This window comes from Polaribacter sp. 2405UD43-2, from assembly GCF_058147125.1.
In genome coordinates this window covers 310,626-336,312 of the sequence record NZ_JBYVJX010000002.1, presented here as the reverse complement: position 1 = coordinate 336,312, position 25,687 = coordinate 310,626, and the positions used below count along the sequence as shown (strand labels likewise).

Genomic DNA, 25,687 nt, shown 5'->3' with positions numbered 1-25,687 from the left:
ATTAAATTTTGTCAATTATATAATTCCACAAAGTTTAAATATTTAGGTGCACAATTAGGAGTACACTAATTATAATTAGGTGCCATTGGACTTACTATATTTGAACAAAGGGTAAAACTATAAATAGTTAAACCCTCTGAAATTCTATTTACACAAAATTCTGGACAGTGTCCATTATTTAATAAAAAAACCGATAAAGAAAATTCTTTATCGGTTTTTTACGTCTAAGCTATTAGGTTTTATTTTCCAGCAATTTTTATATTATCTATTTGAAAAGTAGTTGTTACACCATTACTAGCTCCTTCATATTTAAAAGCTATATAAACTTTTCCTTTAACTGCCGATAAATCTATATCTCCAGAACTTACAAAGTTGCTAAACCCGCTAGAGGGACCATCTGCTAAAATTGCATTAATTTTACTCCATGTAGCTTTTTTAACATCACCACTAAAATCTGTAGAATAGTGAACAGATAAAGCTTTCCCTTTGTTAAAACCCGTTTTTGTTTGAAAAGTTAATACCTCATTAGAAGTGTTATCTAAATCTATAGCAGGTGTTACTAACCAAGCTTCTAAAGGATTTTCATTGCTCTTATAAGCAGATATTTCTGCATATGTGTTTCCTCTATAAGTTTTAGAGATAAACTTTCTAGCTCCACTATTAGCGTTAACATTTGTCCATCCTGTTAAAGAAATAGCTCCTGAAGATGTAGATTGAAATCCTTCTTCAAATAAAGGGTCGCATCTATTTTCAGTAAAATCTAAATCGTTTAAATCTCTAATATAAAGTTGATATGTATTTCTAAATTTTCCTAAGATAGCAGTAATACTTCCTTTTTTTTCTGGAATTGGAATTCCTTTAAAAGAAGCAAAACCACTCGTTCTCATTACAATTTTCTTATCAGTATCGCAATTTTTAAAGTTTCTGTTTACAGAAAAAGTATTGTCTGTATTGGCAAATGTTTCTCCTTTGTTTTCAGACTGCATTCCTTCTAATTTAATTAAAGTATTAAGGTGTGCATCAGTAATTTTATCTATAGTTAATGTTGTTGGTACAATGTCAACTAGTTCTTTAGATCTCTCCAAAAACTTAATATAATCGTTTTCACCAATTCTATTAATACTATTACCGCCATTTAAACCTATTTGATAATTATCAAATCTTTTTCCTAAAGCTAATCCGTTTAATTTTATATAAACTTTTCTACCTACATTGTAGATTGCATTTAAGTTAGTTGCATTAACAACTATTTCTACAGTGGCAGTTGGATTTTCTGCTTTGTCTTGTAACTTAATTGTTTTATAGAAATTACCAGATCTATCATTAGATATTACATAACCATAAGTATTAATATCCTTTATACCTGAGTTTTTGATATATTCTTTAAAGTCTACATTACTACCTCTATGCAATGAAATAATTTCATTTAAAGGTTTTAGATTTTCGTATTGTTTGTCTTCTGATATAGAAGGAATTTCGTAGTCTGAATCTTCTATACAAGAGACCAAAGATGTTGCAATGAATAAAATTGCAAAGAATTTATATAACTTTTGAGTTTTCATTTTTATAAGTTTTTTTTAATTAAAATCTGTAATTTACATTTAAGAAATAAGTGGTTCCTCTACCAAACCAGTATTTGTTTCCAAATACAGGAGTAGTTAAAGCGTTATCGTCTCTTACTTCTCTATAATTAGCATTTCTACCTTGTTCAAAACCACCAGTTTTGTATGTTTGATTAAATAGGTTACTTACACTGGCAAACACACCTATAAATTTATTGTTTCCTACTTTCCAAGACTTACCACCAATAGCATTTACAACTATGTAGTCGTTAAACTTTTCTTGTTTTAACAATTTTTTTGCTAAAACTGGATCGTAATCTGCAAATGCTTGCCCATCTTTATCATTAATAAAATTATTAGTTCTTCTTAATGGAGAAATATCTACATAAGCATTGTCTAAATAATTAGCGGTTGCTCCTACAAACCAGTATTCTGGATCTCTATATTCAAACCCTACAGAATATGCTGTTTGAGGTCCTGCAGCGATTTTATAATTTTTAAGATACGATTTTCTTTGAGAAAAATTAAAATTAATATCGTCTGAAGTTAAAACTAAATCTGGATTATTGTTATATGTATATTGCCCAATATTTGCTGCTCCTTTTAGTTTTATGGTAGAAGTTACTTGCGCTTCTATTCCAAATTCTACTCCAAAATGTCTTTTATCTATTCCTGTTAAAATTTCTTGAACAAATTCTGATGTATCACCATTAATACCATCAGCAAAGAAGAAAGATATTTCAGTTGCATCTTTAATATCTGTATAATATGCTGTTATTTTTGATGTTACAAAAGGAGTTCTTAAAATATAACTTGCATCAAAAGATAAAATCTTTTCACTATCTAAATTGCTTACATCTGCAACAGTAACGTTGTTAGATCTTGAGTTTGCGAATGAATTACGCAATGATGGTGCTTTGGTAATATAACCACCATTAAAATCTAATAAATGACGTCCAGATATTTTGTAAGTTAAACCTCCTTTTGCACCATAATTAAAAAAGTCTAATTTTTTTGATTTACCTAAAGAGTTATTTTTAAAATATCCGTTTTGATATAAACCTTCTCTTTGATGAGTTGTATTGTATGCAGAAGCAGCAACATAAAAGTCTACTTTATTGTATTTAAACTGTGCTTGCGCAAAACCACCATAAACTTCTGAATTTAAGTTAAAGTTATATTTAAAATGATCTCCTTTTCTTACAGTTCTGTTAGGGTTTAATAAATCGCTTTGTCTTTCATCAAAAGTAACACCAAAGGTATTTATATCTTTATAACCTTTACCGCCCAACAAATCTAAAACATTTGCAAAGTTTTCAGATTCTAATTTTCTATACTCTAAACTACCATTAATGGTAATATTATCATTTACATCTAAATTTAAGATTGTATTCGCTGTAATTTGTTTGTCATCGTTTCTATCTTCGTAAAGCAAAAATCTAATATCATTTGGCGTTCCTTGGTTACCAATATACAAATCATCCCAATTAATTTGTCCGTAATCTTGAAATGCTGTTAAAGATTTATATGCATTTTCATAATCTGGTCCTCTTGGATTGGCTAAAGCATAACTAGGTAATTTTCTATAATAAACAGGATCAGGATTTGTAGCGCCATTATATTCTAATCTACTATTACCTATTTCTCCAAATTGATAAGCTACATTTGTGTTTAACGTGGTATTATCATTAATTGTCCAATAATGATTTAACATTAAAATTGGTTCTTCTACTCTTTTAATACGAGAGTTTCTTGCTTTGCCAACTTGATTTCCCCAGTAAGAATTATATCTAGTACCTTTAATATCGAAAACTTCTTGTGTATTTGGTGCTGACTTACCTCTTTTATTTAATGCTGTTATAGAAGTAAAATTTAAGCTGTGTTTTTCATTAAATACTTTTTCTAAAGATAAAAAGATAGAATTAGCATCATAAGAAGAACCATCTACATAACCTTCATTTCCTGCTCTTCTACTAAGAGAAATAGCGTAAGCAAAGCCATTATCCATTAAACCAGAAGCGTGAGTAGCCATAATTCTTTGTGTATAACTTCTATTAGAAGAAGCCAAAGAAATTCTACTACCAGCTCTATATTGAGAAGCTCTAGTATTAATATTCGTAGAGCCTAAAACACCACCAAAAGTATAATTTGACGGAGTAAAACCATTACTAAGCTCCTGATTTCTTAATACATCGTTTAAACCACCCCAGTTACTCCATTGTGGTCTTCCGTTGTATTGTTTATTCATTTCTATTCCATTAATCAATACTTTACCGTTTTCTGAGTCTAAACCTCTAATTCTGTAAAAAGAACCACTCCATTCAAAAGCAGCCGTTCTTAAATAAACATCTCTAGACGCTTGCAACAACCCAGAAATATTATCTGCAGAACTTGCATCATCACTTAGTTCATCGTCAGTAATAGTAACTAAACTTAAATCTTGATCTTCGGTAAAATCTTTGTAAAGTAGAATTGTACCTAAATCTACCGTTTTACCAGAAAGTGAAACAGGGAAGCTTTGAGTTTCATAACCAGTAAATTTAATTTCTAAAATATAATTTCCGTTATTCAATTTTTGTAAAACAAAAACTCCTTTTTCATTGGTTTTCAATGCATAAGAGTTATTATTCTTCATGGTAACCGAAACATCTTTTAGAGGTTCTTCAGAATCGCTATCTACAACAATTCCTTTCACAATATTTTGAGCATTTATTCCAACAACGAGGAATAGCATCACAAATATTGATAAAACAATTTTTCTCATAAATGTTTGTTTGAATTTTTAATAAATTTTTTTGCTAAATTGCCAACAAAATTAACGATTTTTAACAAATTATAGTGTTAAAAATCAATATATAATTTTTGGCTTAACTTTTGTTTTATATGTTTGTATCATAAAATTTTAAAAATGAAGAAATTCGCATACTTATTACTCTTTTTTTTCTTATCAACAACCTTACTTTTTTCTCAAAAAAAGGGAAAGAAATACAACATAAGAACCATTGCATTTTACAATTTAGAAAACTTGTTTGACACCATAAATGATGTTACAAAAAATGATGAAGCAAGTCCAATGATGGAGCTAAAATCTAACAAATCTAAAGTCTATTGGGACAAGATTGATAAATTAGGAAGTACAATCGCTCAAATTGGTACAGAAAAAGCAAATACAAGCCCTGCAATAATTGGAGTTTCTGAAGTTGAAAACCTTAGTGTTTTAGAAGATTTAGTAAAATCTAAACATTTAATAAAAAAACGCTATGGAATTATACATTATGATTCTCCTGACAAAAGAGGAATTGATGTTGCTTTATTGTATCAAAAAAGATATTTTAAGCCTATTCATCATGAAGCTTTTAATCCCAGAATATACAGAAACAATTATCCTGTGTACACTAGAGATCAATTGTTAGTTTCTGGTTATTTAGATGATGAGTTAATACATATTATTGTAAATCACTGGCCTTCTAGAAGTGGAGGTGAGGCTAAAAGTAGACCTTTAAGAGAAAAAGCAGCTTACCAAAACACAAAAATTATAGCTCAAATTAGAGAAAAAGATGCTAACGCTAAAATTATAACAATGGGCGACTTTAATGACGACCCAATAAATTCTAGTTTTAAAAAGGTTTTAAAAACAAAAAGTAAAAAGAAAAACGTTGGTTTAAATGACATTTACAACCCTTATGAAGATATGCACAGAAGAGGTTTTAACACTTTAGGCTATAGAGATAATATTAATTTATTTGATCAAATATTAATTTCATCTCCTCTTTTAGATAGAGGAGAAAAAGATTTTTCTACTTATAAAATGTTTAAAGCTATGATTTTTAATAAACGTTTTTTAACAAGTAAAAGAGGCAAATATAAAGGATATCCTTTTAGAAGTTTTTCTAATGGCGCATATACAGGTGGTTATTCAGATCATTACCCAGTTTATATGTATTTAATTAAAGAGAAAAAATAAATTCTTCTTTTTTTAAAAAAACAAAACCCCGCAACTTAAAAGTTGCGGGGTTTTTTGATAAAAAATTATTGCCTTTATAAGATATAATTTAATTCTTCACAGATTTAAATCTATAATATAAGTATGTGTAAGCGTCACGAGGTATAATTGTAATCCACTTTTTGTGTTTTAAATACCATTTAAAACGTATAGAATTTATTCCTTTTGTTAAATACGCAGCAATAAAAGGATGTACATGTAATTGTACTTTTTTATTGTCTTTAGAGTTTGACATAAATTTCTCTAAATCTGCTTCAATTTTGTCTAACAAAACTATAGGAGCTTCTACTTGTCCATCTTTATTTGGGTTGGTTTCGGTAGTTTTTATACTCAACTCAGGTCTTACCCTTTGTCTTGTAATTTGTACCAATCCAAATTTACTTGGAGGTAATATTTTGTGTTTTGTTCTATCTAAAGCCATTTGTTCTTTTAGATGTTGATACAGTTTATTTCTGTTTTCAGCTTTGTGCATATCAATAAAATCTACAACTATAATTCCTCCCATATCACGCAATTGTAATTGACGTGCTATTTCGGTTGCAGAAATTAAATTTACTTCTAATGCTGTATCTTCTTGAGAACCTGCTTTGTTAGAACGGTTACCGCTATTTACATCAATAACGTGGAGAGCCTCTGTGTGTTCTATAACTAAATAGGCACCTTTGCTCATAGAAACTGTTTTACCAAATGATGTTTTAATTTGTCTTTCTATTCCGTATTTTTCAAAAATAGGAGTTTCAGATCTATGTAATTTTACAATTTTTTCCTTTTCAGGATAAATTTCTTGTAAATACTCTTTAATTTCTACTTTCAAAGTTTCATCATTTGTTACAATACTCGTAAAAGACTCGTTCATTACATCTCTTAAAATAGAAGATGCTCTGTTTAACTCGCTTAAAATTTTTGTTGGTGTATTTGTGTTGGGTATTCTTTTACACATTGTTTTCCAACGATCTAATGAGTTTTGCAAATCTTTATCTAATTCTGCTACTTTTTTGCCTTCGGCAACAGTTCTTAAAATAACACCAAACCCTTTTGGTTTAATGCTTTTTGCTAATCTTTTTAAACGTTCTTTTTCTTTTGGGTCTGCTATTTTTTGAGAAACAGAAACTCGGTTAGAAAAAGGAACTAAAACCAAAAATCTACCTGCTATAGACAACTCAGAGCTTAATCTGGGTCCTTTTGTAGAAATAGGTTCTTTTACAATTTGTACTAATAGGTTTTGTCCTGTTTTTAGTACACTGTTAATACTACCGTCTTTGTTAATGTCTTCTTCCTTGCGGAAGTTTTTTAAAGTGAATTCTTTATACTTACCTGTGCTTACTTTCTTAATGAATGAATTTAATGAGTTTACTTGCGCGCCTAAATCATGATAATGCAAAAAGCCATCTTTAGGATAACCAACATTTACAAAGGCTGCATTTAATCCTGTTAACACTTTTCCTATTTTGGCTAAAAAAATATCGCCAACAGAAAATTTGTTATCAGTTGTTTCATTATTTAATTCAATAAGTTTTCCATCTCTTAATAAGGCAAAATCAATATCAGATGAATTTGAACGAATTATTAATTCTGTTTTCATACTGAACTTGGTTTTAACACTACACATAATTGTGTAGATGGATTAATATTGTCAGGTATATAAATACCGTGCGAGGTTAGTTTAACCTCTAATGTCAATGAACTTTTTGTTTTTTTGCTAAACTATAAACGAAAAAGTAAGCGATTGCTTACTTTTTCTTATGTCTATTTGCTCTAGCTCTTTTCTTTCTTTTGTGTGTAGAGATTTTAGCTCTCTTTCTTTTTTTACCACTTGGCATAATGTTCTGATGTTTTTAAACCTTTTAGGGTTTAGATTAGTATTTTGTTACTTTACTGCTACTTTACTTTTTACTCCTTCAGTAAAAGTTTTTGCGGGTTTAAAAGCTGGTATATTATGTGCAGGAATCTTAATAGTTGTATTTTTAGAAATATTTCTACCTGTTTTTTCTGCTCTAGTTTTAATAATAAAACTACCAAAACCTCTTAAATAAACGTTATCACCATTTTCTAATGCATCTTTAACTTCAGTCATAAATGCTTCTACAGTTGCTAAAACATCTGTTTTTTCGATTCCTGATTTATCTGAAATTTTCGATACGATATCTGCTTTCGTCATGTCTCTGTTTTTACTATATTTTATTAATTTAATTTCAAAAATGCGGATGCAAATATATGATAATTAATCAATTCCAAAAAGATAAAGACTTAAATTTATATGAATTTTATAATGTAATATTGTATTTCAAAAAAATTTTGATGAAATTTTCTAACACTTTAATTTACTGGTATTTACAGAACAACCGAGATTTACCTTGGCGTAAAACCAAAAACCCATATTATATTTGGTTGTCAGAAATTATGTTACAACAAACAAGAGTTGCTCAAGGTTTGTCTTATTATTTAAAATTTACAGAAACCTTTCCTACAATTTTTAATCTAGCTAAAGCAAATGAAAATACTATTCTAAAAATGTGGCAAGGTTTGGGTTATTACTCTCGCGCAAGAAACCTTCATTTTACAGCAAAATATATTGTTGATGAATTAAAAGGAGAATTCCCATCAACTTATAAAGAGATTATAAAATTAAAAGGAATTGGAGATTACACAGCATCTGCCATTGCTTCTATTTGTTTTAATGAAGCTACTGCTGTTGTAGATGGTAACGTTTATAGAGTGCTTTCTCGCTATTTCGGAATTAAAACTCCTATCAATTCATCAGCCGGAATTAAAGAATTTAAAACACTAGCTCAATCTTTAATTGACAACACACAGCCTGGAACTTACAATCAAGCAATTATGGATTTTGGCGCATTGCATTGCAAGCCTCAAAATCCGCTATGTGAAACTTGTCCGTTTTCTGGTAGTTGTGTAGCTTTAGAGAAAAAAATAATCAAAGAATTACCTGTAAAAGAGAAAAAACTTAACGTTAGAAATCGCTATTTTAATTTCCTTGTCGTTAAAACGGATGACAAAAAAACCATTTTACAGATTAGAAAAGGAAAAGGAATTTGGCAAGGTTTGTATCAATTTCCGTTAATTGAAACGGATAAAAAAATCAATATAAAAGAATTAATTTCGTCAGAAGAATTTATCAATTTATTTGCAGATGAAACAAAAATTTCACTCTTTAATAAAAAGGAAATTGTTCATAAATTATCGCATCAACATTTATATACACAATTCTGGATTGTAGAGACTAAAAATTTATCTAAAGCAAAAATTAATTGGAAAGATATAGAAAAACACCCTGTTCCTGTATTAATTTCTAAGTTTTTAGACAACTATTTATCAACTAAATAACAAAATTTTATATATTTGATTATTATAAATTTATATGAAAAAAAACATAATATTATTAGTTTTGGCATTTAATGTTGCTATTTCTTTTGCTCAAAAAGAAACTATTTTCCCATATAAAGCAAAATTAAAAAATGTAAAAGGAAAAAAAGTTTCAACTAAAATTTTTAATAATCTTGATGGTCCTTTAATACTTGTTTTTATTAATCCTATGACAATATGGCATTTAAATAACAGTAAAACACCATCACATTCTTTAACTATTTTTTTAAATAATATAAACGAAACTTTTAATGATTGGGAAATCAAGTTCAATGCAAAAACTTTTGTTATTTTTCATAAAAATGAAATAGCAGGAACAAAAGTTAACAAACTTGCATCTATAAATAATTGGACTTTTCCTTATTACTTTAGTCAAAACAGAAAACTATTTAAAAAAATTAAAAATAATACAGATGTAAAAGGTTATTATACTGTAATTTTTAATGATGATTTTAATGAAACCTATTCTTTTAAATCTCCAATAGATAAAAGTATTTATTGTTTTGTTGAAAAAGATAAAAGTTGGAAACAATATTTTTTTGATGATAATGATAATAAAATTGAGAAGATTTGGGACTTGAGCTTATATGAAGAAAAACTTGAATTAATTAGACTAAGAAAACAAAACAAACAATGGCAGGCACAATAAACAAAGTAATATTGATTGGTAATTTAGGCGATGATGTAAAAATGCATTATTTTGATGATCAAAATTGTGTTGGGCGTTTTCCTATTGCAACTTCAGAAAGTTATACCAACAAACAAACAGGAGAAAAAGTAACCACAACAGATTGGCACAATATTGTGGTTAGAAACGGTTTGGCAAAAGTTTGCGAAAAGTATTTAACCAAAGGCGATAAAATTTACGTTGAAGGAAAACTAAAAAACAGACAGTGGGAACAAGATGGTATTAAACGTTATGCTACAGAAATACAAGTAAATGAAATGACCATGTTATCACCTAAAAAAAATAGCGAAAATCCTAACAATCCTCAACAAAATCAGCCACTTTCTGCACCAACACAAAAATCTGTTGCACCAGAAGAAAATGATGATTTACCATTTTAATTCATTAAATTTTAAAATTTGGATCCAGATCCCGAACTTTTATTTTTATTCTTTACATCTGTTGATGTTCTTACCAGTATCAACATTATAATTCTTGTTGCTTTACTTATAAGTTCTGCCCTAATTTCGGGTACAGAAGTTGCTTTTTTTTCATTATCTCAAACCGATTTAAACGAACTTTCTAACAACGGAAAAGAGGACAATATTGTTGTAAATTTGCTAGCGCAACCAAGAAAATTGTTGGCTACAATTCTTATTACCAATAACTTTATTAATATTTTAATTGTCTTACTTTTTGCCTCTTTAGCAGAAACTTTGTTTGGCGATTTTAATTACGAATTAAACTTCTATTTTTTTACTGCCCCTATCCGTTTTTTAATTGAAATTGTCTTAGTTACTTTTTTAATTTTACTCTTTGGCGAAGTTCTACCAAAAGTATATGCCTCTAGAAATGCGCTTCGTTTTTCTAAGGCAATGTCTAAATTTATTCACGCTGTAAACATCTTACTAACACCTTTTAGTTTGCCATTAATTACTTTAACCAAATGGGTTGAAAAGAAACTAGGAAACAAAAACTCTAACTTTTCTGTAGAAACATTATCGCAAGCATTAGAACTAACTTCAGAAGGTGCAACCACAAAAGACGAACAAAAAATTTTAGAAGGAATTGTAAATTTTGGAAACACAGAAACTGTGCAAATTATGAAACCCAGAATAGATGTTTTTGCAATTTCTGATGATGAATCTTATAATATTGTTTTAGAGAAAATCTTAAAAAACGGATATTCTAGAAATCCTGTTTATAAAGAAAATATAGACAATATTATTGGCGTTTTGTACGCCAAAGATTTGTTAGCACATTTAGATAAGAAAGATTTTAAATGGCAAGACTTACTTCGCGAAGCTTTTTTTGTGCCCGAAAATAAAAAATTAGACGATTTATTAGACGATTTTAGAGCACGCAAAAATCATTTGGCTATTGTTGTAGATGAATATGGTGGCACAAGCGGATTAGTAACCCTAGAAGATGTTATAGAAGAAATTGTAGGCGATATAAATGATGAATTTGATGATGATGATTTAAGTTATTCTAAAATTGATGTCAACAATTATATTTTTGATGGAAAAACAACGATTAAAGATTTCTGTAGAGTTTTAGATGATGAAGATGAAGACATTTTTGAAGAAGAAAAAGGTGAAAGTGAAACTTTAGCTGGTTTTATTTTAGAGATTTCTGGAAAATTTCCCAAAAAAGGAGAGAAAATAAATTTTAAGAATTATACGTTTACCATAGAAGCGTTAGATAAAAAACGCATTAAACAAGTAAAAGCAACTAGAAATGCGTAACCTTTTTATCCTTCTTTTTTTATTGATTTTCATTAGCTGTAAAGAAGCTGTTTTACCAAAACCAAAAGCGTATTTAAGTTTGGTGTATCCAAAAAAATCTTATGAGAATTTATCCTTAGAAAGACCTTATACTTTTAATGTTTTAAAAAATACTTTAATTATTAATGATGCCAATAATTGGTTAAAAATAAAGTACCCGAACTTAAAAGCATCTATAGATATTACCTATAGACCTGTAAAAAACAACTTAAAAGAATTGTTAACAGATGCTGAAAAATTGGTTTTTAAACACACAGTAAAGGCAGAACAAATTATTCCAAAAGATTTTGTAAACAAAGAAAAAAGAGTCTTTGGCAGTTTGTATGAAATTACAGGAAATGCTGCTTCTCATATTCAGTTTCACGTTACAGACAGTACAAAAAACTTTATAAAAGGTTCCTTGTATTTTTATGCAAAACCAAACTACGATTCCATTTTGCCAGCAGTAGCTTACATTAAAGAAGATATTTTACACTTAATTGAAACTTTAAAATGGAAAGAAAATTAAACTATCTCCATTTTTTGCAATAAAAAAGAAGCATTCATATTTTTACAAATTCCGTTTTTTAAAATATAATCGAAATGCAATTCGTCTTTTATAATTTCTGCATCAAAAAAGTAGTTTTTAATTTCTGAAAACTCATTTTCTAACTCGCATAAACTAACATCGTGAGTTGCAATTATTCCTGTTGATTTTGATTTTGTTAGCTTTTCTACAAACTTTTTGGAACCAATTGCCTTGTCTTTACTATTTGTTCCTTTTAAAATTTCATCTAAAATGATAAAATAATCGTCCTCTTTTATTTTATCAACAATAAATTTTAAACGTTTTAATTCTGAATAAAAATAGCTCTCATCTTCCGTTAAAGAATCTGTTGTTCGCATACTTGTAATCAGTTTTATTGGCGAATATAGAAACGTTTCTGCACAAACTGGCAAGCCACAATTTGCCATAACAATAGCCAAAGAAACGGTTCTTAAAAACGTACTTTTACCTGCCATATTTGCTCCTGTAATAATAAAAAACTGCTTATCATCAATTATAAAATTATTATCAATTCTCTTTTTTTCGTCTAACAAAGGGTGCCCTAAATGGGTAGATTTAATAATTTCTTTTGTTGATGAAATTTCTGGAAAAACAAACTTTGGATGATTAAATTTAAAATTAGCCAAGGAGTTTTGTGCATCAAAAAAAGCAACTACATTAAACCAATTTTCTACAGTATGATTGTATTTAGAAATCCACTTTTCTACTTTACAAGCATTATTAATATCCCAAAGAAATAATGCATTGCCAAAAACCGCAATAACTAGATTATTTCGTTGATCAAAAGCATCTAAAATTTTAGAAAATTCTTTAAAAATAGTGGATGCTTTTTTCTTTTCTGAATTAATGATTTCTTGCTTTTCTTTTAAGATTTTTGAAGTAAACTTTTCGTTTTCAATTTCATTTAACAATTGATGATATTGCTTAAATGTTTCTCTAACAGCATCTGTTTCGTTATATAATTTCTGAATCTTTTTTAGATGTCTACCTGTAATAAATAAACCAAGAAAAAACCATCCTAAAAAAATGGAAAAAGGGATTATACTAAAGGAAAGTAATCCTATTAAAAGTATAGATATGCTAGAAAAAATAATTGGTAAAGCATTTAAAAAATAAGGAAATTGTTTTTTATAATTCAACACCCAATTTACAATAAACTGAGTTTTATTTTTTACAGTTACCAAGCTTGCTAAAGCAGAAAAATGTTGCCTCCATTTTACTTTTTCAGAAAGCTCTTCTATTGATTTTTGTTTCTCAACAATATTTTCAATTTTATTTTCTGTAAATGTTTTAGCAAGTGCAATTTTTCCTTGATGGGTTGTAGTTCTATTGATAAACTGAAAGAAAGAACCAATACCAAATAAATCGATATCATTACTATAAAAATGATGCGCGTCAACAAATTCTTTTCCAGCATCTAAATCGTAATAATCACGATTTAAAACTTTAATTTCAGTAATATTAATTTTTATTTTGGCATTAACAATGGCTCTTTTTCTTTTTAAATTAAGATGTTTTGTTACTAAAAAACTAAACAGCAAAACGCCTAAAAAAGCAACAATAAAAACATCTGGATATTTACCAAAAGTAAGATAGATTAAAAAACACGTTGCTAAAAAAACAGCAAATCTAAACACACTTAAATTAACAGATTTCTTTTTTAAAAGAGATGCTTCTTGCTCTAAATTCGATTTTTCTTGAATATAAAAGTCTAGTGGATTTTTCATTTAAAACTTTGTAATTCCGTCAATTAAACTAAAAATTTTTGCTTTTGGGTATTTTTCTTTTAGCAATTTTGTAGCTGTATAACTAGAGTTTCCTTTTAAACAAACCACCACATATTTTTTATTTTCTTCTGGAATAAAATTAGATTTTGATAATTCTGATAAAGGAATATTTTTATCAATTTTAAAAGGATATTCTACTTTTTGGTTTGCAATTACAGAAATAATTTCTAGATTTCTCTCTTTTGTAAGAATTGACAATTTTAAATCTTTAGGAGTAATTAACCAATCTTGGTTTCTTACTTCACAACTTACATCAAAATAAGTTTCTCTATCAAAAATTTGCTGAATATCTTCTTTAGAAATTGAACTTTTTAACTTCATTTTTAGCTGAGAATTCTGCAAAGAATTATAAATTAACAATTGATTTGTTAACGGTTTTCCAATTTCTAAAATCAATTTTAAAACTTCATTTACTTGCAAACTTGCAATCATAGAAACAATAGCATTTAAGGTTCCTGCTTCTTCGCAATTAGGAATATCTGTTGCCATTTCTGGGAAAGTATCTCTTAAATTTGGACTTCTAGTTCCGTTTTCTTCCAAGACATTAAAAGTAGCTACATAACCATCAAACTTATATAAAGAACCATAAACCAAAGGTTTATCTTTTAAAACGCAAGCATCATTTAGTAAATATTTTGTTGGTAAAGAATCTGTACCATCAACAATTATGTCGTAATCAGAAATCAGCTCAAAAACGTTTTCTTTTGTAATGGGTTGGTTAATAAAACTGACTTTAGTAAAAGGTGCGCGCTTTTTTATAAATGTAGATAAAACTTCAGCTTTTGGTTTTCCAACATCATCTAAGCTATAAAAAACTTGTCTGTGCAAATTGGTAACATCTACAGTATCAAAATCTATCAAATGGATTTTACCAACTCCACTAGAAGCTAAACGAACCGCAATTGGGCTTCCCAAACCACCACAACCAACTACTAAAACAGAAGCATTCTGTAATTTTTGCTGACCTTCTTCTCCAACTTCTGCTAAAGTGGTTTGACGTTTAAAAAGCTGATTTTTATCCATTAACTATTAATCTCCTTTTTTGCTGCTTCAAATTCTTTTGGAGTATTTACATTTCTAATAAAATTATCATCAACTTCTACAATTTCAACATCAGAATTAATTAATACTTTTCTAGGACAAGAATAACCTTGTGCTAAATATTGTAATAAAATTGGATATGCTTTTGGTTCGTAAATTGTAATTAATGGCTCTACAAATTGCTTGTCTTTACCTTTAATTGCAGTTGCTATTTTAGATGGATTTCTTTTTTGTAATAATAATTGAATTATATCATCATTTATAAAAGGAACATCTGTTGCCATCACTAACCAAGCTGAGTTTGGTTTTTTTTGAAACGCAGAACAAATTCCGCCAAAAGGCCCTAAATTTAAAAAAGTATCGGGTATTTCTTTTGTTGCTTGAGACCTTTCGACTGCGCTTAAGGTAATATTTGAGTTGTTTTTTGTCATTTCGAGCGTAGTCGAGAAATCTCTTACTGAATAAAAAGTTTCTAAATTACACGCTTCAAGTAGTTCTTTTGCATATTCTCTTTGAGGTTTTCCATAATAATTGAGTTCTGATTTATCAGTTCCCATTCTGGTACTTTTCCCACCTACTAAAACCAATCCTTTTACTGGAGCAATTTTTTCTTGAATTAAATTTTTAACATGATTTGAAATTTCATCAATTTCATCAATTGTATAACAAGTAATGTTTTTTATGTGCGGATATTTATCTTCTAAAAAAGAAAAATATTCGGTTTCATTTTTCAATTTAATAACAAACTGAATTGAATCTAATTGTTCTAATCTTTTTAAAACCGAAGCTTCTTTTGCTTCGTCTAAAATCAAAATTTGTTTTGCGCCTTGGTAATGATTTCCGTTGATAAAAACATAATCAAATTGTGCAAATTGCAAACGCTGTTCAAACTTATTTACCTTACCAGAAGTTGTAATTTGCAAATTTCCTTGGTGATGAAAAGTAAATTCTGATAATTTATTTTTCTCTACATCTTTTGCGTGAGAAGCATCAAAATAAGCCAATTTATAATTTGACAGTTTCTTAGAAACTTTATGAACTAAATCAGAAATTACACTACAATTTGAACCCAAAATTGCAATTTCATTTGACGCAAAATTATCATTGAAGCGTTTTTCTAAATTTGTATGTTTTTTGTGTTTTTTCAAAATTTTATTTGTTTTGTCATTGCGAACAAAGTGAAGCAATCCTTTTGTTAAGAGATTACTTCGTCATTCTTCCTTGTAATGACATTAATTTTTAATATCCGATTTTCCTCCTGTTTTTTCTAACAACTTCACTTCTTTAATTATCATTTTTTGACTGATGCTTTTACACATATCATAAATGGTTAAACAAGCAATGTTTGCTCCTGTTAAAGCTTCCATTTCTACACCTGTTTTTCCTTCAATAGTAACTTTACAGAACACTTCTATATGTTCTAAATCTAAAATTTCTATATCAATATCAACACCATTAATTAATAACGGATGACACATAGGAATTAATTCTGAAGTCTTTTTTACTGCTTGAATCCCAGCTATAATTGCTGTTTGAAAAACGGGTCCTTTTTTTGTGATTAGTTCATTATTTGTAAAATGAGAAATTATTGCTGTTCCTAAAAACATAGTTGCTTTTGCTATTGCTGTTCTTTTGGTAATTTTCTTATCAGAAACATTTACCATTTTAGGATTGTTTTTCGAATTTAAATGTGTAAAATTCATTTAAATAGTTTTTAATTTTAAACGTTTAGTTTTTAGTTAGATTGCTTTGAGACGTTTTAACAATAGAAGTTAAAATTCTAATTAACTTATGTATATCAGAAAGTTCATTAGTAACATCAATAGATGTTAATTCGCTTTCTTTTAATAATCGTAACCAATATTTAGTTTCTCTTGCTTCTTTTGAGGAAATAGACATTTTTGCAGTAAAATCTCTCTTGCTTTGTCCTGCTAATGCTTCTTCTATATTTGCTCCAATTGAAGTTCCACTTCTCAAAATTTGATTTGAAATTACAAATTCTTTTTCTAGTTGCAATTTTTTATAAAGAGAAATGATTTTTAATGAAAATTCAAAACTCTTTTTCTGAACGATACTTTCTTTCATAGCTGTATTTTAAACTTAACACTCAAAACTAATCATTTAAAACTATAATTAGCGATAGCGAATTATATTAAAAACTTCTCCTTTTTTAAACTCTGTTTCTTCAGTTTTTGGTAATTGAATAAAAGCATCTGTATGTACTAAACTTGCTAAATCTCCAGAACCATTTCCTTTTATTGGAGTTGCAATTAAATGTCCGAAACGTGAACTTAATTTTACTTGTAAAAAATACGTTAAATTGGGTTTAAATGTAACATCAGCATTTAAAATTGCGGTTTCTTCCTTAACTTCTAATCCAACAGATTTGTAATACCAAGGATAAAAATACACTAAACAATTTACAAATGTAGAAATTGGGTTTCCTGGAAATCCGAATACATTGCATTTATCTGTTTTTCCGTAAAAAAAAGGTTTCCCAGGTCTTTGAGCAACTTTATGAAACAGTTTTTCAACTCCTAGTTCATCAAAAACTTGGGGTAAAAAATCGAACTTTCCTTTACTAACTGCGCCACTAAAAAGCAACACATCATACTCTTGTAAAAAACGTTCTATTTTCTGTTTTAAAACAGGTTTATCATCTGTAATATGGGCTGTTTCTGATGAAATATGTAATTTTTCTAATAAAGAAACCAACGTAAAAACATTGCTTCTTCTAATTTGATGCGCTAACGGAATTTCATCAACTCCAACCAATTCATCACCTGTAGAAACAATCATCACTTTAGGTTGTTTAGCAACTTTTACAGTCGATTTACCAACAGTTGCCAAAACGCCTATTTCTGCTGCAGAAATTTTGGTGTTTTGTTTGATTAATAAATCACCAATTTTTCCATCTTTTCCTTTATTATGGACATTTTGGGCTTCATTAATTACATCAACATTGATTATTGCTTTTCCGTTTTCAATTGTTACATCCTCATATCTAATAACGGTATCGCAATTATTTGGTAAAACTGCTCCCGTCATCACTTCAATACAATTTTCTGAATTCTGCATTGACAATTGTTTGCTTCCAGCTGCTTGAATTCCTTCTATTTTAAAAGCTCGTTGTCCGTTTTTAAAATGTCTATAATTAATAACAATTCCATCCATAGAAACTCTATTAAATGGAGGAAAATCTCTATCGGCAAGAATATCTTCTTTCAATATTCTTCCTACAGATTTTATAAACGAAATTTCTTCCACACCAAAATCTTGTGTGTTTTCTAAAATGATATTTTTTGCTTCTTTTGATGAAATCATTTTTGATTGTTTATTTGTTTATTTGTTTAATTGTGTAATTGTTTCGTTTAAATTTTCAACTTTTAAACAATTACACGATTCAACATTTTTACCCTCCAATTGTACTCATACTTTCAGAAATATTTCCTTTTTTACGATTTGCTTCTGCAATAAAACCGTTTTGTGGTTTTTCTTTTATCAAACTTAAAAAAAGTTCTTTTAAATCTTCGTTAGAAGCGCCATTTCTAATAAAATCTCGTAAATTAAAAACACCATCATCAAACAAACAGTTTTTAAAAGTTCCTGTACTTGTAATTCTAATTCTATTACAATCGTTGCAAATTGTTCTTGTAAAAGCAGGAATAATTCCAAAAGTTCCTTTATGATTTTCTATTGCATAATTTCTAGAAGTTGATGATTTTTCAGACTGAATTTCATCAACTTTAAACTCAGTTTTAATTTCGTCTAAAATCTTTTTAAACGTCCAGTTTTCTTGCATTTCGCGCTGACCTTTTCCATTAAAAGGCATTTCTTCAATAAAACGAACAGCAACATTTTTATCTTTTGTAAGTCTAACAAAATCAACAATTTCATCTGTATTAAAACCCGATTGCACAACCACATTCAGCTTTAAATTTAAGTTGCTTTCTTCTAGCAATTCAAAGGTTTTATAAACTTCTGGAAAAACATCGCGTCTAGTAATTTTTGCAAATTTATCTTGTTGTAAACTATCTATACTTAAGTTGATGTTTTTTACTTTTTCTAACTTTTCAATTCTCTGAATATGCTTAGAAATTAATGCGCCATTTGTTGTAATGTTTATTGCATCTAACAAATCGTTATAAGACAGCATTTCTAAAAAGCTAACAAAATCTTTACGCACAAAAGGTTCTCCACCAGTTAAACGTACTTTATTTACACCTAACTCCGTTAAAACACGAATTACGCGATACATTTCTTTGTAAGAAAGCAACTCTTTTCTTGGAACAATTTCTATTCCTTTTGCTGGCATACAATACTGACAACGCAGGTTACAACGATCTGTAACTGCCAATCGTAAATATTCTATTTGTCTGCCAAAACTGTCTGTTAATTTGCTCATTAAGTCTGCTAAATTAGAGTCTTTTACACCCTTATTATATGATTTAAATCATTTTATATGTATACTAATTTGGTAATTTTTTACTCAACAATCCATAAATAAAAGCTCCTAAAAGTGCACCAAATAACAATATTAAAGCTGGAACTAATTTAAACCCAAGAATTACAAAAATGGGTGCTGCACACGCTCCAGAAATTCCCCAACCTAAACCAAAAAATGTTCCTCCAAAAACTGTTCTATACAATCCTTTTTTCTTTTGTTTTGGATAAATTTTATTGCCTTTATAATCTTTAATTATTCCACGTTTAAATAATTGCATAAATATCATAGAAATTGTAACTGCTCCACCAATAATTCCAAACATATGAAAGGATTGAAACTTAAACATTTCGTAAAACCTGTACCAAGAAATTGCTTGTGTTTTACTTAAAACAATTGCGAAAAAAATTCCTAAAATTAAAAATTTGATGTTTTTCATACCTTAAAAAAGAATTGGAATTATAAACCAAGTGGCAATAATACCACCAATAAAAAACCCGATTACAGCCAATAAAGATGGTAATTGCAAACTACTTAAACCTGTAATTGCGTGTCCTGAAGTACAACCACCTGCATAACGTGTTCCAAACCCAATAAAAATTCCTGAAACTAAAAGAATTAAAAATCCTTTTAAGGAAAAGAAAACATCATCACCAAAAATCTCATCAGGAAAATATTGATTGCCAACGTTAGAAAAACCTAAATCTGTAAGTTCTTGAATCGTAGTCGGATTTAAATTGATTACTTGATTCGAAATTAAATAAGTTGATGAAATAAATCCGCCAATAATTAGCCCCACTACAAACAACAAGGCAAAATTTCTTTCTTTCCAATCTTTCTTAAAATAGTCAGAAACTTTACCTGCTCCTACCATTGTACATAATGTTTCGAAATTGGTTGACGCTCCAAAATTCTTTCCAAAATAAAAATATAATAAAAGTGATAAAGCTATTAATGGACCACCAATATACCAAGCCCAAGGTTGTAAAATATAATCCATAGTTATGTTTTTTTGTCTTTCAGAATGATGTGAAGAATCTTAGCTTAAAAAAAGATTCTTCGGTCATACTTCCCTCTGAATGACAGTAATATTATAATTTCGTTTGTAAATAATTCATTATTAATTCTGTGGCTCCTAAATTTTCTTGAATATACTTTTTATTGATTTCTCCTGTTACTTTTCTAAAATTTTCATCGAATTTTAGTTTGGTAAATGTACTCGAAAATTCTTGTTGATTACTGATAGAAATGCATCCTTTTAAATAAACCAAATCTACAGCCTCTTTAAATTTGTCGTAATTATTACCAATAACTACAGGAACACCAAAAGTTGCGGGTTCTAAAATATTATGCAACCCAGTTTTTAAACCTCCACCAACGTAAGCAACATCTGCATAAGCGTAAATTTTAGTCAAAATTCCTATGGTATCAATAATAAAAACTTGACATTTTTTTAAATTTTCAGATTTCTCGACTGCGCTCGAAATGACATTAGAGTATAAAACTGTTTTTTTATTAATCGTTTTCAGTAATTCTAAAATTGCATCCGATTTAATATTATGTGGCGCAATAATAAATTTTTCGTATTCAGATGCTTTGTTGTTAATGTAATTAACCAACAATTCTTCATCTTCTTTCCAAGTGCTTCCTGCAACAATTGTGTATTGATTGTTTTTAAATTCTGATATAAAACTAAGCGAATTGTCTTGTTCTAAAATTTTTGAAACTCTATCAAAACGTGTATCGCCTGCAACAGTTACATTTTTAAGATTGATAGAATTTAGTAACTCTTTAGATACATTATTTTGCACAAAAAAATGATGGAATGCTTCTAAGGATTTTCGCATAAAACCGCCATACCATTTAAAGAAATGTTGTTTTTCTCTTAAGATTCCTGATACTAAAATTGTTGGAACTTCTTTTCTTTTTAATTCGTTTAAAAAGTTAGGCCAAAACTCATATTTTACAAAAATTGCCAAATCAGGATTTACAGTTTGTATAAACTTTCTGGCATTAGATTTACTATCTAAAGGCAAATAACAAACTACATCTGCTAAGTTATAATTCTTTCTAATTTCATATCCTGAAGGAGAAAAAAAAGTAACAATCATTTTATAATTAGAATACTTGTTTTTTATTTCTTCAATAATTGGTCTTGCTTGTTCAAATTCACCCAAAGATGCAACGTGAAACCACACAACTTTATCATCACTCTTTAAAATTGAAAGCTTTTGGAAAGTTTCTTTTGTACCATCAACAAATAATTTTATTTTTTTATTGAATAATGCTATAAACTTCAAAATAATTGAAGCTTTGAAAATTAAGATGTTGTATAAGAAGTTCATTGTTGGCAAAAATACGAAATAGTAATAAGCCAAGTTATATAAATTACTTGCATAAAAAAAGCTACCCAAATTGGATAGCTTTAATATTATTAAACGAATTTAGTCTTGTAATAACATTATTATTCCCCCCCGAAAAAATGTTAGCAACAATCTAAATTCTTTATCAAAGATACATTATAATAGAAGTTAAACGTTTAATTATGTTCTTAACATCAATATTATGTTCTAAATAACAAAATTGTTTACATATTAAATTAAAGTAATTTTTTTTACGATATCTTCTTTATATTTTTTACCTATTGGTAAATTTTCATTTAAAATTTTTACTGAAGTGTTTGTTATTTGTGATAGATACTTAGCATTGACAATATAACCTCTATGAATTCTAATAAAATTATCATTTAATTTTTCTAAAATATCGTTTAAACTTGTTCTAACAAGCATTTTTTTATGTGATTTTAAAAATATCTCTACATAAACATGAGCACTTTTTAAATACAATATCTCATCAAAATTTACTTTAGAATAGAAGCCTTTATCTTTTACAAAAATAGAATCTTTAATTATTAGATTTTGATCATCTATCTGACCTATCTTGTTTGAAAAATTAGAAAGTGCTATTTCTATAGATGTGTACAATTCGTCTTTAGAAAATGGTTTTACTAAATACGCAGGAGGCATTACCACTTTTGCTTGTTCTAGTGTAAACTTATCTGAATTAGATGTTAAAAAGATAAAAGGAAAATTGTAAGATTCTCTAATTTTTTTTGCGATATCAATTCCTGTTTTTTTTCCTGACAGTTGAATATCTAAAATAGCAATATCTGGTTTTTCTTCTTCAATTCTTTCAATAGCTTCTGTATAACTTATAGCTGGTTCTAATGCTTGGTATCCTAAATCTTCTAAAGCATCACAAATATTATCAGCAATAATAACTTCATCTTCAACAACTAAAATTTTTATTAAATTCATTTTATTTTGTTTTTATAAAATTTGCTCAAAAATTAATTTATCAACTGCCTTGCATTACTATCTTTAAAATAAATTTCAAATTTTGCACCATTATTATTGGTTTGATTTAACTTACCATGCAACTGTTTTACCAATCTATTTACCAAACGTAAACCTAAACTTTTTGCTTTTTTTATATCAAAATTATTTGATAATCCTGGTCCATTATCTTCTATTATTAACTTGTAATCTTTATTTTTTTCTTTTTCAATTGAAATTGATAAATTATTTTCTTTATCATTTTTAAAAGCATATTTATAAGAATTGGTAATTATTTCGTTAATAATTAAACCTAAAGGGATAGCTGTGTCTACATCAAACATTATATTTTCTGATGAAATTGAAGTTTTAACACTATTCTTAGAAGAATACATAGAAGAAAGTTCTTTAACTAATAGTTTTATATACTGGTCAAAATCAATTAATCCGTTTTCATTTTGATACAGCTTTTGATGAATTAACGCCATAGATTTTACTCTATTTTTCCCTTCATTTGCCAATTCTAGGGCTTTTTCATCTTCAATTCCTTTAGTTTGCAATTCTAATAAACTTGATACAATTTGAAAATTATTTTTTACTCTATGATGTACTTCTTTTACAAGCAATTCTTTTTCTTTTAGAGCTTCTTTTATAATTTTATTTTTACTAGAAAGTTCTTTAGATTGTTTCTTTGTTTTTCTAATTACAAACATCGAAATAAATAATAAAACAACAGCCAAAATTGCAATGATACCATAAAGAGTTGTTCTTACTTTTTCATATTTTATTTCTAACTCTTTTTCTTTAATAGCTTGTTCTGTTTTATAATTTGCTAAAGATTTTGCTAAATCTTCTGAATAAATTTTTCTAGTAAGTTGTATTGCTTTGTCTTTATATCTTAAAGCTAATCTATTATTGTTATTAGCCGAAAGTGCGTGAGAACCTTCATTAAGAATATTATAAAAATCATTTGGATTTAAATCTTTACTTAATATTTCAAATTTAGAAACTAATTCTGGTACAGTTTTTACATCAAACTTTTTTAAAATCTCTTTTTTTAATGCTGTTTCTTTGTTTAAACGAGAAATTAATTTTAAAAATAGTGGGTAAGAAAAAATTTTAGAAGAAGGACTCTCATAAAGTTCATTAATTAAACTAACAACTCTTTCATTTTTCCCACCTTTAAAAATATATGCATCAATTAAATGCTCTATAGTACTATAGTAGTATGAGGTTTTTTTTCCTAATTCTTTTTCTAACTTAAGGCTTTGCTCACTAACATCTATATATTCTTGTAACTTTCTTTCTAGAATTAAAAAATCTGATAAATGATATAAAAAAACAATTTGTAATTCTTTATCATTCATTTTTTTTGCCATATCTAGGCTCTCTAAAACAAGTTTTTTGCCATTTTCTATATCCTTTTGAATCAAATACATTACAATAGGATGCGTTCTAATCTTAGTCTTAGCCTTTAAAACATTTTCATCATTATTGTTAAACCTATTTATATAAGCTTCTAATTTTTTCTGAACCAAAGATGCCTCGTCTAAACCAACCTCGTCTCTTAACTTAGATACTTGAACCCACTTTATTTCTACATAATCTAAATTAATATTCTTTCCTCCAGGTTCAATAATTTTTTTATTGATAAAATCTGAAACTTTTTTATATTTAATTGATTGTCTATTTCCTAATCTTGAGGTAAACCAATAATAATCCTTATAAGTAGGGTTATTGCTTTTAACAATTCTAACCAAAATTTCTTTATAAGATTTCTTTACAACTGAATCTAAAAAATAATTAACCGAATCTAGCTTCTTTTCTAAAATCAGCTCTTCAACCTTGTTGGAATAGTAATTTGTGGTAGTTTTTTGTCCATAAAATTTAATTGCAAAAAAAAATATAAATACAAGTATGTGTGGCTTCATTTTATTTTGAATATAAGGGTTCATAAAGCTACATAATTATTCTTTATTATAAAGTTGAAAACTTATAAAAAAGAAAACGCTTAAACATTTTTTTGTTTAAGCGTTTTTTTAATCTATTAAAAAGCTAAGTTTTTTAAGCTTCGAAAGGAGTTATAGATACATAAGATCTATTGTCCTTTTTCTTTCTGAATTCAACAATTCCATCAACTTTTGCATGTAAAGTATGGTCTTTACCCATGTAAACGTTTTCTCCTGGATTGTGAGTTGTTCCTCTTTGACGAACAATAATATTCCCTGCAATTGCAGCTTGTCCTCCAAATATTTTTACTCCTAGTCGTTTCGATTCTGATTCTCTACCATTTTTCGAACTACCTACACCTTTTTTATGTGCCATTTTCTTGAGTTTTTATTAGGTTAAAGTTAAATTTTCTGGATTATTTTTCAATACCTCCGTCTAATCTATCTTGTAATTCTTTTAATTCATCCCACTTACCTTCTGCAGCTAAACCAGCTTGTTTTGGCCAAGTAGCAGTAACTATATGAGATAATCTAGAACTTGCTTCCGTTAAGATTTCACTCAATTTAGCTGGATCTGCTTTTGCTACCTTTACAAAAGTATCTAAACCTGCATTTACTAAAGCTTCTGCAGCTTTAGGACCTGCACCTTCAATTTTCTTTAAGTCATCTGCTTTAGCAGCTTTCTTTGGAGCCGCTTTTTTAGCTTTTGGAGCTTCTACTTTTGCTTCTTCCTTTTTTGGAGCTGCTTTTTTTGTTGCTTTTTTAGCACCAGATGCTACAATAGATTCAATTTGAATCTCACTGAAAGCTTGTCTGTGTCCATTTTTCTTTCTGTAACCTTTTCTTCTTTTCTTTTTAAAAACGATTACTTTATCACCTTTTAAGTGACTTAAAATTTGAGCTGTTACTGAAGCTCCTTCTATAGCTGGGGCGCCAATAGTTACATTTCCTTTTTCATCAAGTAAAAGAACATTATCAAAAGTTACTTTTGATCCTTCTTCTGCTTGTAAACGATGAACGTATACTTTTTGGTCTTTTGCTACTTTAAACTGCTGCCCTGCTATCTCTACGATTGCGTACATACTATTTGTTTTGCGTATTTATACTTAAATTATACACCTTCTTGCTGAAAATGCGGATGCAAATATACATCTTTTTTAGAATGTAACAATATTGTTTTTGTA

At 28.2% G+C, this 25,687-nt stretch carries 24 protein-coding genes; 6 read left to right on the top strand and 18 right to left on the bottom strand.

The window, feature by feature from the left end; all coding sequences use genetic code 11:
- Window positions 1-239 precede the first annotated feature (239 nt).
- Together ACY2RX_RS04730 and ACY2RX_RS04725 are read right to left on the bottom strand one after the other, a co-directional pair.
- Window positions 240-1,562, bottom strand: a complete 1,323-nt coding sequence (locus ACY2RX_RS04730; RefSeq protein ID WP_490102812.1) for a DUF5689 domain-containing protein — start codon at window positions 1,560-1,562, stop codon at window positions 240-242.
- A 19-nt stretch (window positions 1,563-1,581) separates the two neighbouring features.
- A complete protein-coding gene (locus tag ACY2RX_RS04725) occupies window positions 1,582-4,326 on the bottom strand; it encodes a carboxypeptidase-like regulatory domain-containing protein (RefSeq protein WP_490102811.1) in 2,745 nt (914 codons plus the stop codon).
- A 144-nt stretch (window positions 4,327-4,470) separates the two neighbouring features.
- Here ACY2RX_RS04725 and ACY2RX_RS04720 point away from each other — a divergent pair, with 144 nt between their 5' ends.
- The gene (locus ACY2RX_RS04720) at window positions 4,471-5,526 is read left to right on the top strand and encodes an endonuclease/exonuclease/phosphatase family protein (RefSeq protein WP_490102810.1); all 1,056 of its coding nucleotides are present in this window, start codon (window positions 4,471-4,473) and stop codon (window positions 5,524-5,526) included.
- Between the two features lie 88 nt (window positions 5,527-5,614).
- Here the strand turns inward: ACY2RX_RS04720 and ACY2RX_RS04715 are convergent, their stop codons facing one another.
- Window positions 5,615-7,147, bottom strand: coding sequence for an Rne/Rng family ribonuclease (locus ACY2RX_RS04715; protein WP_490102809.1), 1,533 nt, complete (start codon window positions 7,145-7,147; stop codon window positions 5,615-5,617).
- A gap of 285 nt (window positions 7,148-7,432) precedes the next feature.
- A complete protein-coding gene (locus ACY2RX_RS04710) occupies window positions 7,433-7,723 on the bottom strand; it encodes an HU family DNA-binding protein (protein WP_087521132.1) in 291 nt (96 codons plus the stop codon).
- Between the two features lie 140 nt (window positions 7,724-7,863).
- Here ACY2RX_RS04710 and mutY point away from each other — a divergent pair, with 140 nt between their 5' ends.
- The 5 genes from mutY to gldD are packed head-to-tail and all read left to right on the top strand — an operon-like array spanning window position 7,864 to window position 11,908.
- Complete coding sequence (gene mutY / locus ACY2RX_RS04705) at window positions 7,864-8,907, top strand: A/G-specific adenine glycosylase (protein WP_490102808.1); 1,044 nt, start codon at window positions 7,864-7,866, stop codon at window positions 8,905-8,907.
- Window positions 8,908-8,941: 34 nt separating this feature from the next.
- Window positions 8,942-9,595: a hypothetical protein gene (locus ACY2RX_RS04700; protein WP_490102807.1), complete on the top strand. Its 654-nt coding sequence runs from the start codon at window positions 8,942-8,944 to the stop codon at window positions 9,593-9,595.
- Window positions 9,580-10,014: a single-stranded DNA-binding protein gene (locus ACY2RX_RS04695; RefSeq protein ID WP_490102806.1), complete on the top strand. Its 435-nt coding sequence runs from the start codon at window positions 9,580-9,582 to the stop codon at window positions 10,012-10,014. Before ACY2RX_RS04700 ends, ACY2RX_RS04695 begins: the two co-directional genes overlap by 16 nt.
- A gap of 18 nt (window positions 10,015-10,032) precedes the next feature.
- Window positions 10,033-11,361 carry a gliding motility-associated protein GldE gene (gene gldE / locus ACY2RX_RS04690; RefSeq protein ID WP_490102805.1) on the top strand — a complete coding sequence of 443 codons (1,329 nt, stop codon included), beginning with the start codon at window positions 10,033-10,035 and terminating at the stop codon, window positions 11,359-11,361.
- Window positions 11,354-11,908, top strand: coding sequence for a gliding motility lipoprotein GldD (gldD, locus tag ACY2RX_RS04685; protein WP_490102804.1), 555 nt, complete (start codon window positions 11,354-11,356; stop codon window positions 11,906-11,908). The genes gldE and gldD overlap by 8 nt, the downstream gene beginning before the upstream one ends.
- Here gldD and ACY2RX_RS04680 read toward each other — a convergent pair.
- From ACY2RX_RS04680 to rplU, 14 genes are all read right to left on the bottom strand, one after another.
- Window positions 11,905-13,674, bottom strand: coding sequence for a MutS-related protein (locus ACY2RX_RS04680; RefSeq protein WP_490102803.1), 1,770 nt, complete (start codon window positions 13,672-13,674; stop codon window positions 11,905-11,907). The two genes, gldD and ACY2RX_RS04680, sit on opposite strands and share 4 nt — an antisense overlap.
- The gene (locus ACY2RX_RS04675) at window positions 13,675-14,757 is read right to left on the bottom strand and encodes a HesA/MoeB/ThiF family protein (RefSeq protein ID WP_490102802.1); all 1,083 of its coding nucleotides are present in this window, start codon (window positions 14,755-14,757) and stop codon (window positions 13,675-13,677) included.
- Entirely contained in the window at window positions 14,757-15,923 is a 1,167-nt protein-coding gene (locus ACY2RX_RS04670; RefSeq protein ID WP_490102801.1) for an NTP transferase domain-containing protein, read from the bottom strand. Before ACY2RX_RS04670 ends, ACY2RX_RS04675 begins: the two co-directional genes overlap by 1 nt.
- 84 nt (window positions 15,924-16,007) lie before the next feature.
- The gene (gene moaC, locus ACY2RX_RS04665; RefSeq protein ID WP_490102800.1) at window positions 16,008-16,478 is read right to left on the bottom strand and encodes a cyclic pyranopterin monophosphate synthase MoaC; all 471 of its coding nucleotides are present in this window, start codon (window positions 16,476-16,478) and stop codon (window positions 16,008-16,010) included.
- Window positions 16,479-16,503: 25 nt separating this feature from the next.
- Window positions 16,504-16,860, bottom strand: coding sequence for a four helix bundle protein (locus tag ACY2RX_RS04660; protein ID WP_490102799.1), 357 nt, complete (start codon window positions 16,858-16,860; stop codon window positions 16,504-16,506).
- A 48-nt stretch (window positions 16,861-16,908) separates the two neighbouring features.
- Complete coding sequence (locus tag ACY2RX_RS04655; protein WP_490102798.1) at window positions 16,909-18,099, bottom strand: molybdopterin molybdotransferase MoeA; 1,191 nt, start codon at window positions 18,097-18,099, stop codon at window positions 16,909-16,911.
- 88 nt (window positions 18,100-18,187) lie between these two features.
- Window positions 18,188-19,180, bottom strand: a complete 993-nt coding sequence (gene moaA, locus ACY2RX_RS04650; RefSeq protein ID WP_490102797.1) for a GTP 3',8-cyclase MoaA — start codon at window positions 19,178-19,180, stop codon at window positions 18,188-18,190.
- 64 nt (window positions 19,181-19,244) lie between these two features.
- Window positions 19,245-19,658, bottom strand: coding sequence for a YeeE/YedE family protein (locus tag ACY2RX_RS04645; protein WP_490102796.1), 414 nt, complete (start codon window positions 19,656-19,658; stop codon window positions 19,245-19,247).
- 3 nt (window positions 19,659-19,661) lie between these two features.
- The gene (locus ACY2RX_RS04640; protein WP_490102795.1) at window positions 19,662-20,219 is read right to left on the bottom strand and encodes a YeeE/YedE family protein; all 558 of its coding nucleotides are present in this window, start codon (window positions 20,217-20,219) and stop codon (window positions 19,662-19,664) included.
- A 91-nt stretch (window positions 20,220-20,310) separates the two neighbouring features.
- A complete protein-coding gene (locus ACY2RX_RS04635) occupies window positions 20,311-21,564 on the bottom strand; it encodes a 3-deoxy-D-manno-octulosonic acid transferase (protein WP_490102794.1) in 1,254 nt (417 codons plus the stop codon).
- 249 nt (window positions 21,565-21,813) lie between these two features.
- Complete coding sequence (locus ACY2RX_RS04630) at window positions 21,814-22,536, bottom strand: LytR/AlgR family response regulator transcription factor (RefSeq protein ID WP_490102793.1); 723 nt, start codon at window positions 22,534-22,536, stop codon at window positions 21,814-21,816.
- Window positions 22,537-22,568: 32 nt separating this feature from the next.
- The gene (locus ACY2RX_RS04625; RefSeq protein WP_490102792.1) at window positions 22,569-24,485 is read right to left on the bottom strand and encodes a sensor histidine kinase; all 1,917 of its coding nucleotides are present in this window, start codon (window positions 24,483-24,485) and stop codon (window positions 22,569-22,571) included.
- 133 nt (window positions 24,486-24,618) lie between these two features.
- Entirely contained in the window at window positions 24,619-24,879 is a 261-nt protein-coding gene (gene rpmA, locus ACY2RX_RS04620) for a 50S ribosomal protein L27 (RefSeq protein ID WP_109404024.1), read from the bottom strand.
- 40 nt (window positions 24,880-24,919) lie between these two features.
- Window positions 24,920-25,585, bottom strand: coding sequence for a 50S ribosomal protein L21 (gene rplU / locus ACY2RX_RS04615; protein WP_490102791.1), 666 nt, complete (start codon window positions 25,583-25,585; stop codon window positions 24,920-24,922).
- Between the last annotated feature and the right edge of the window lie 102 nt (window positions 25,586-25,687).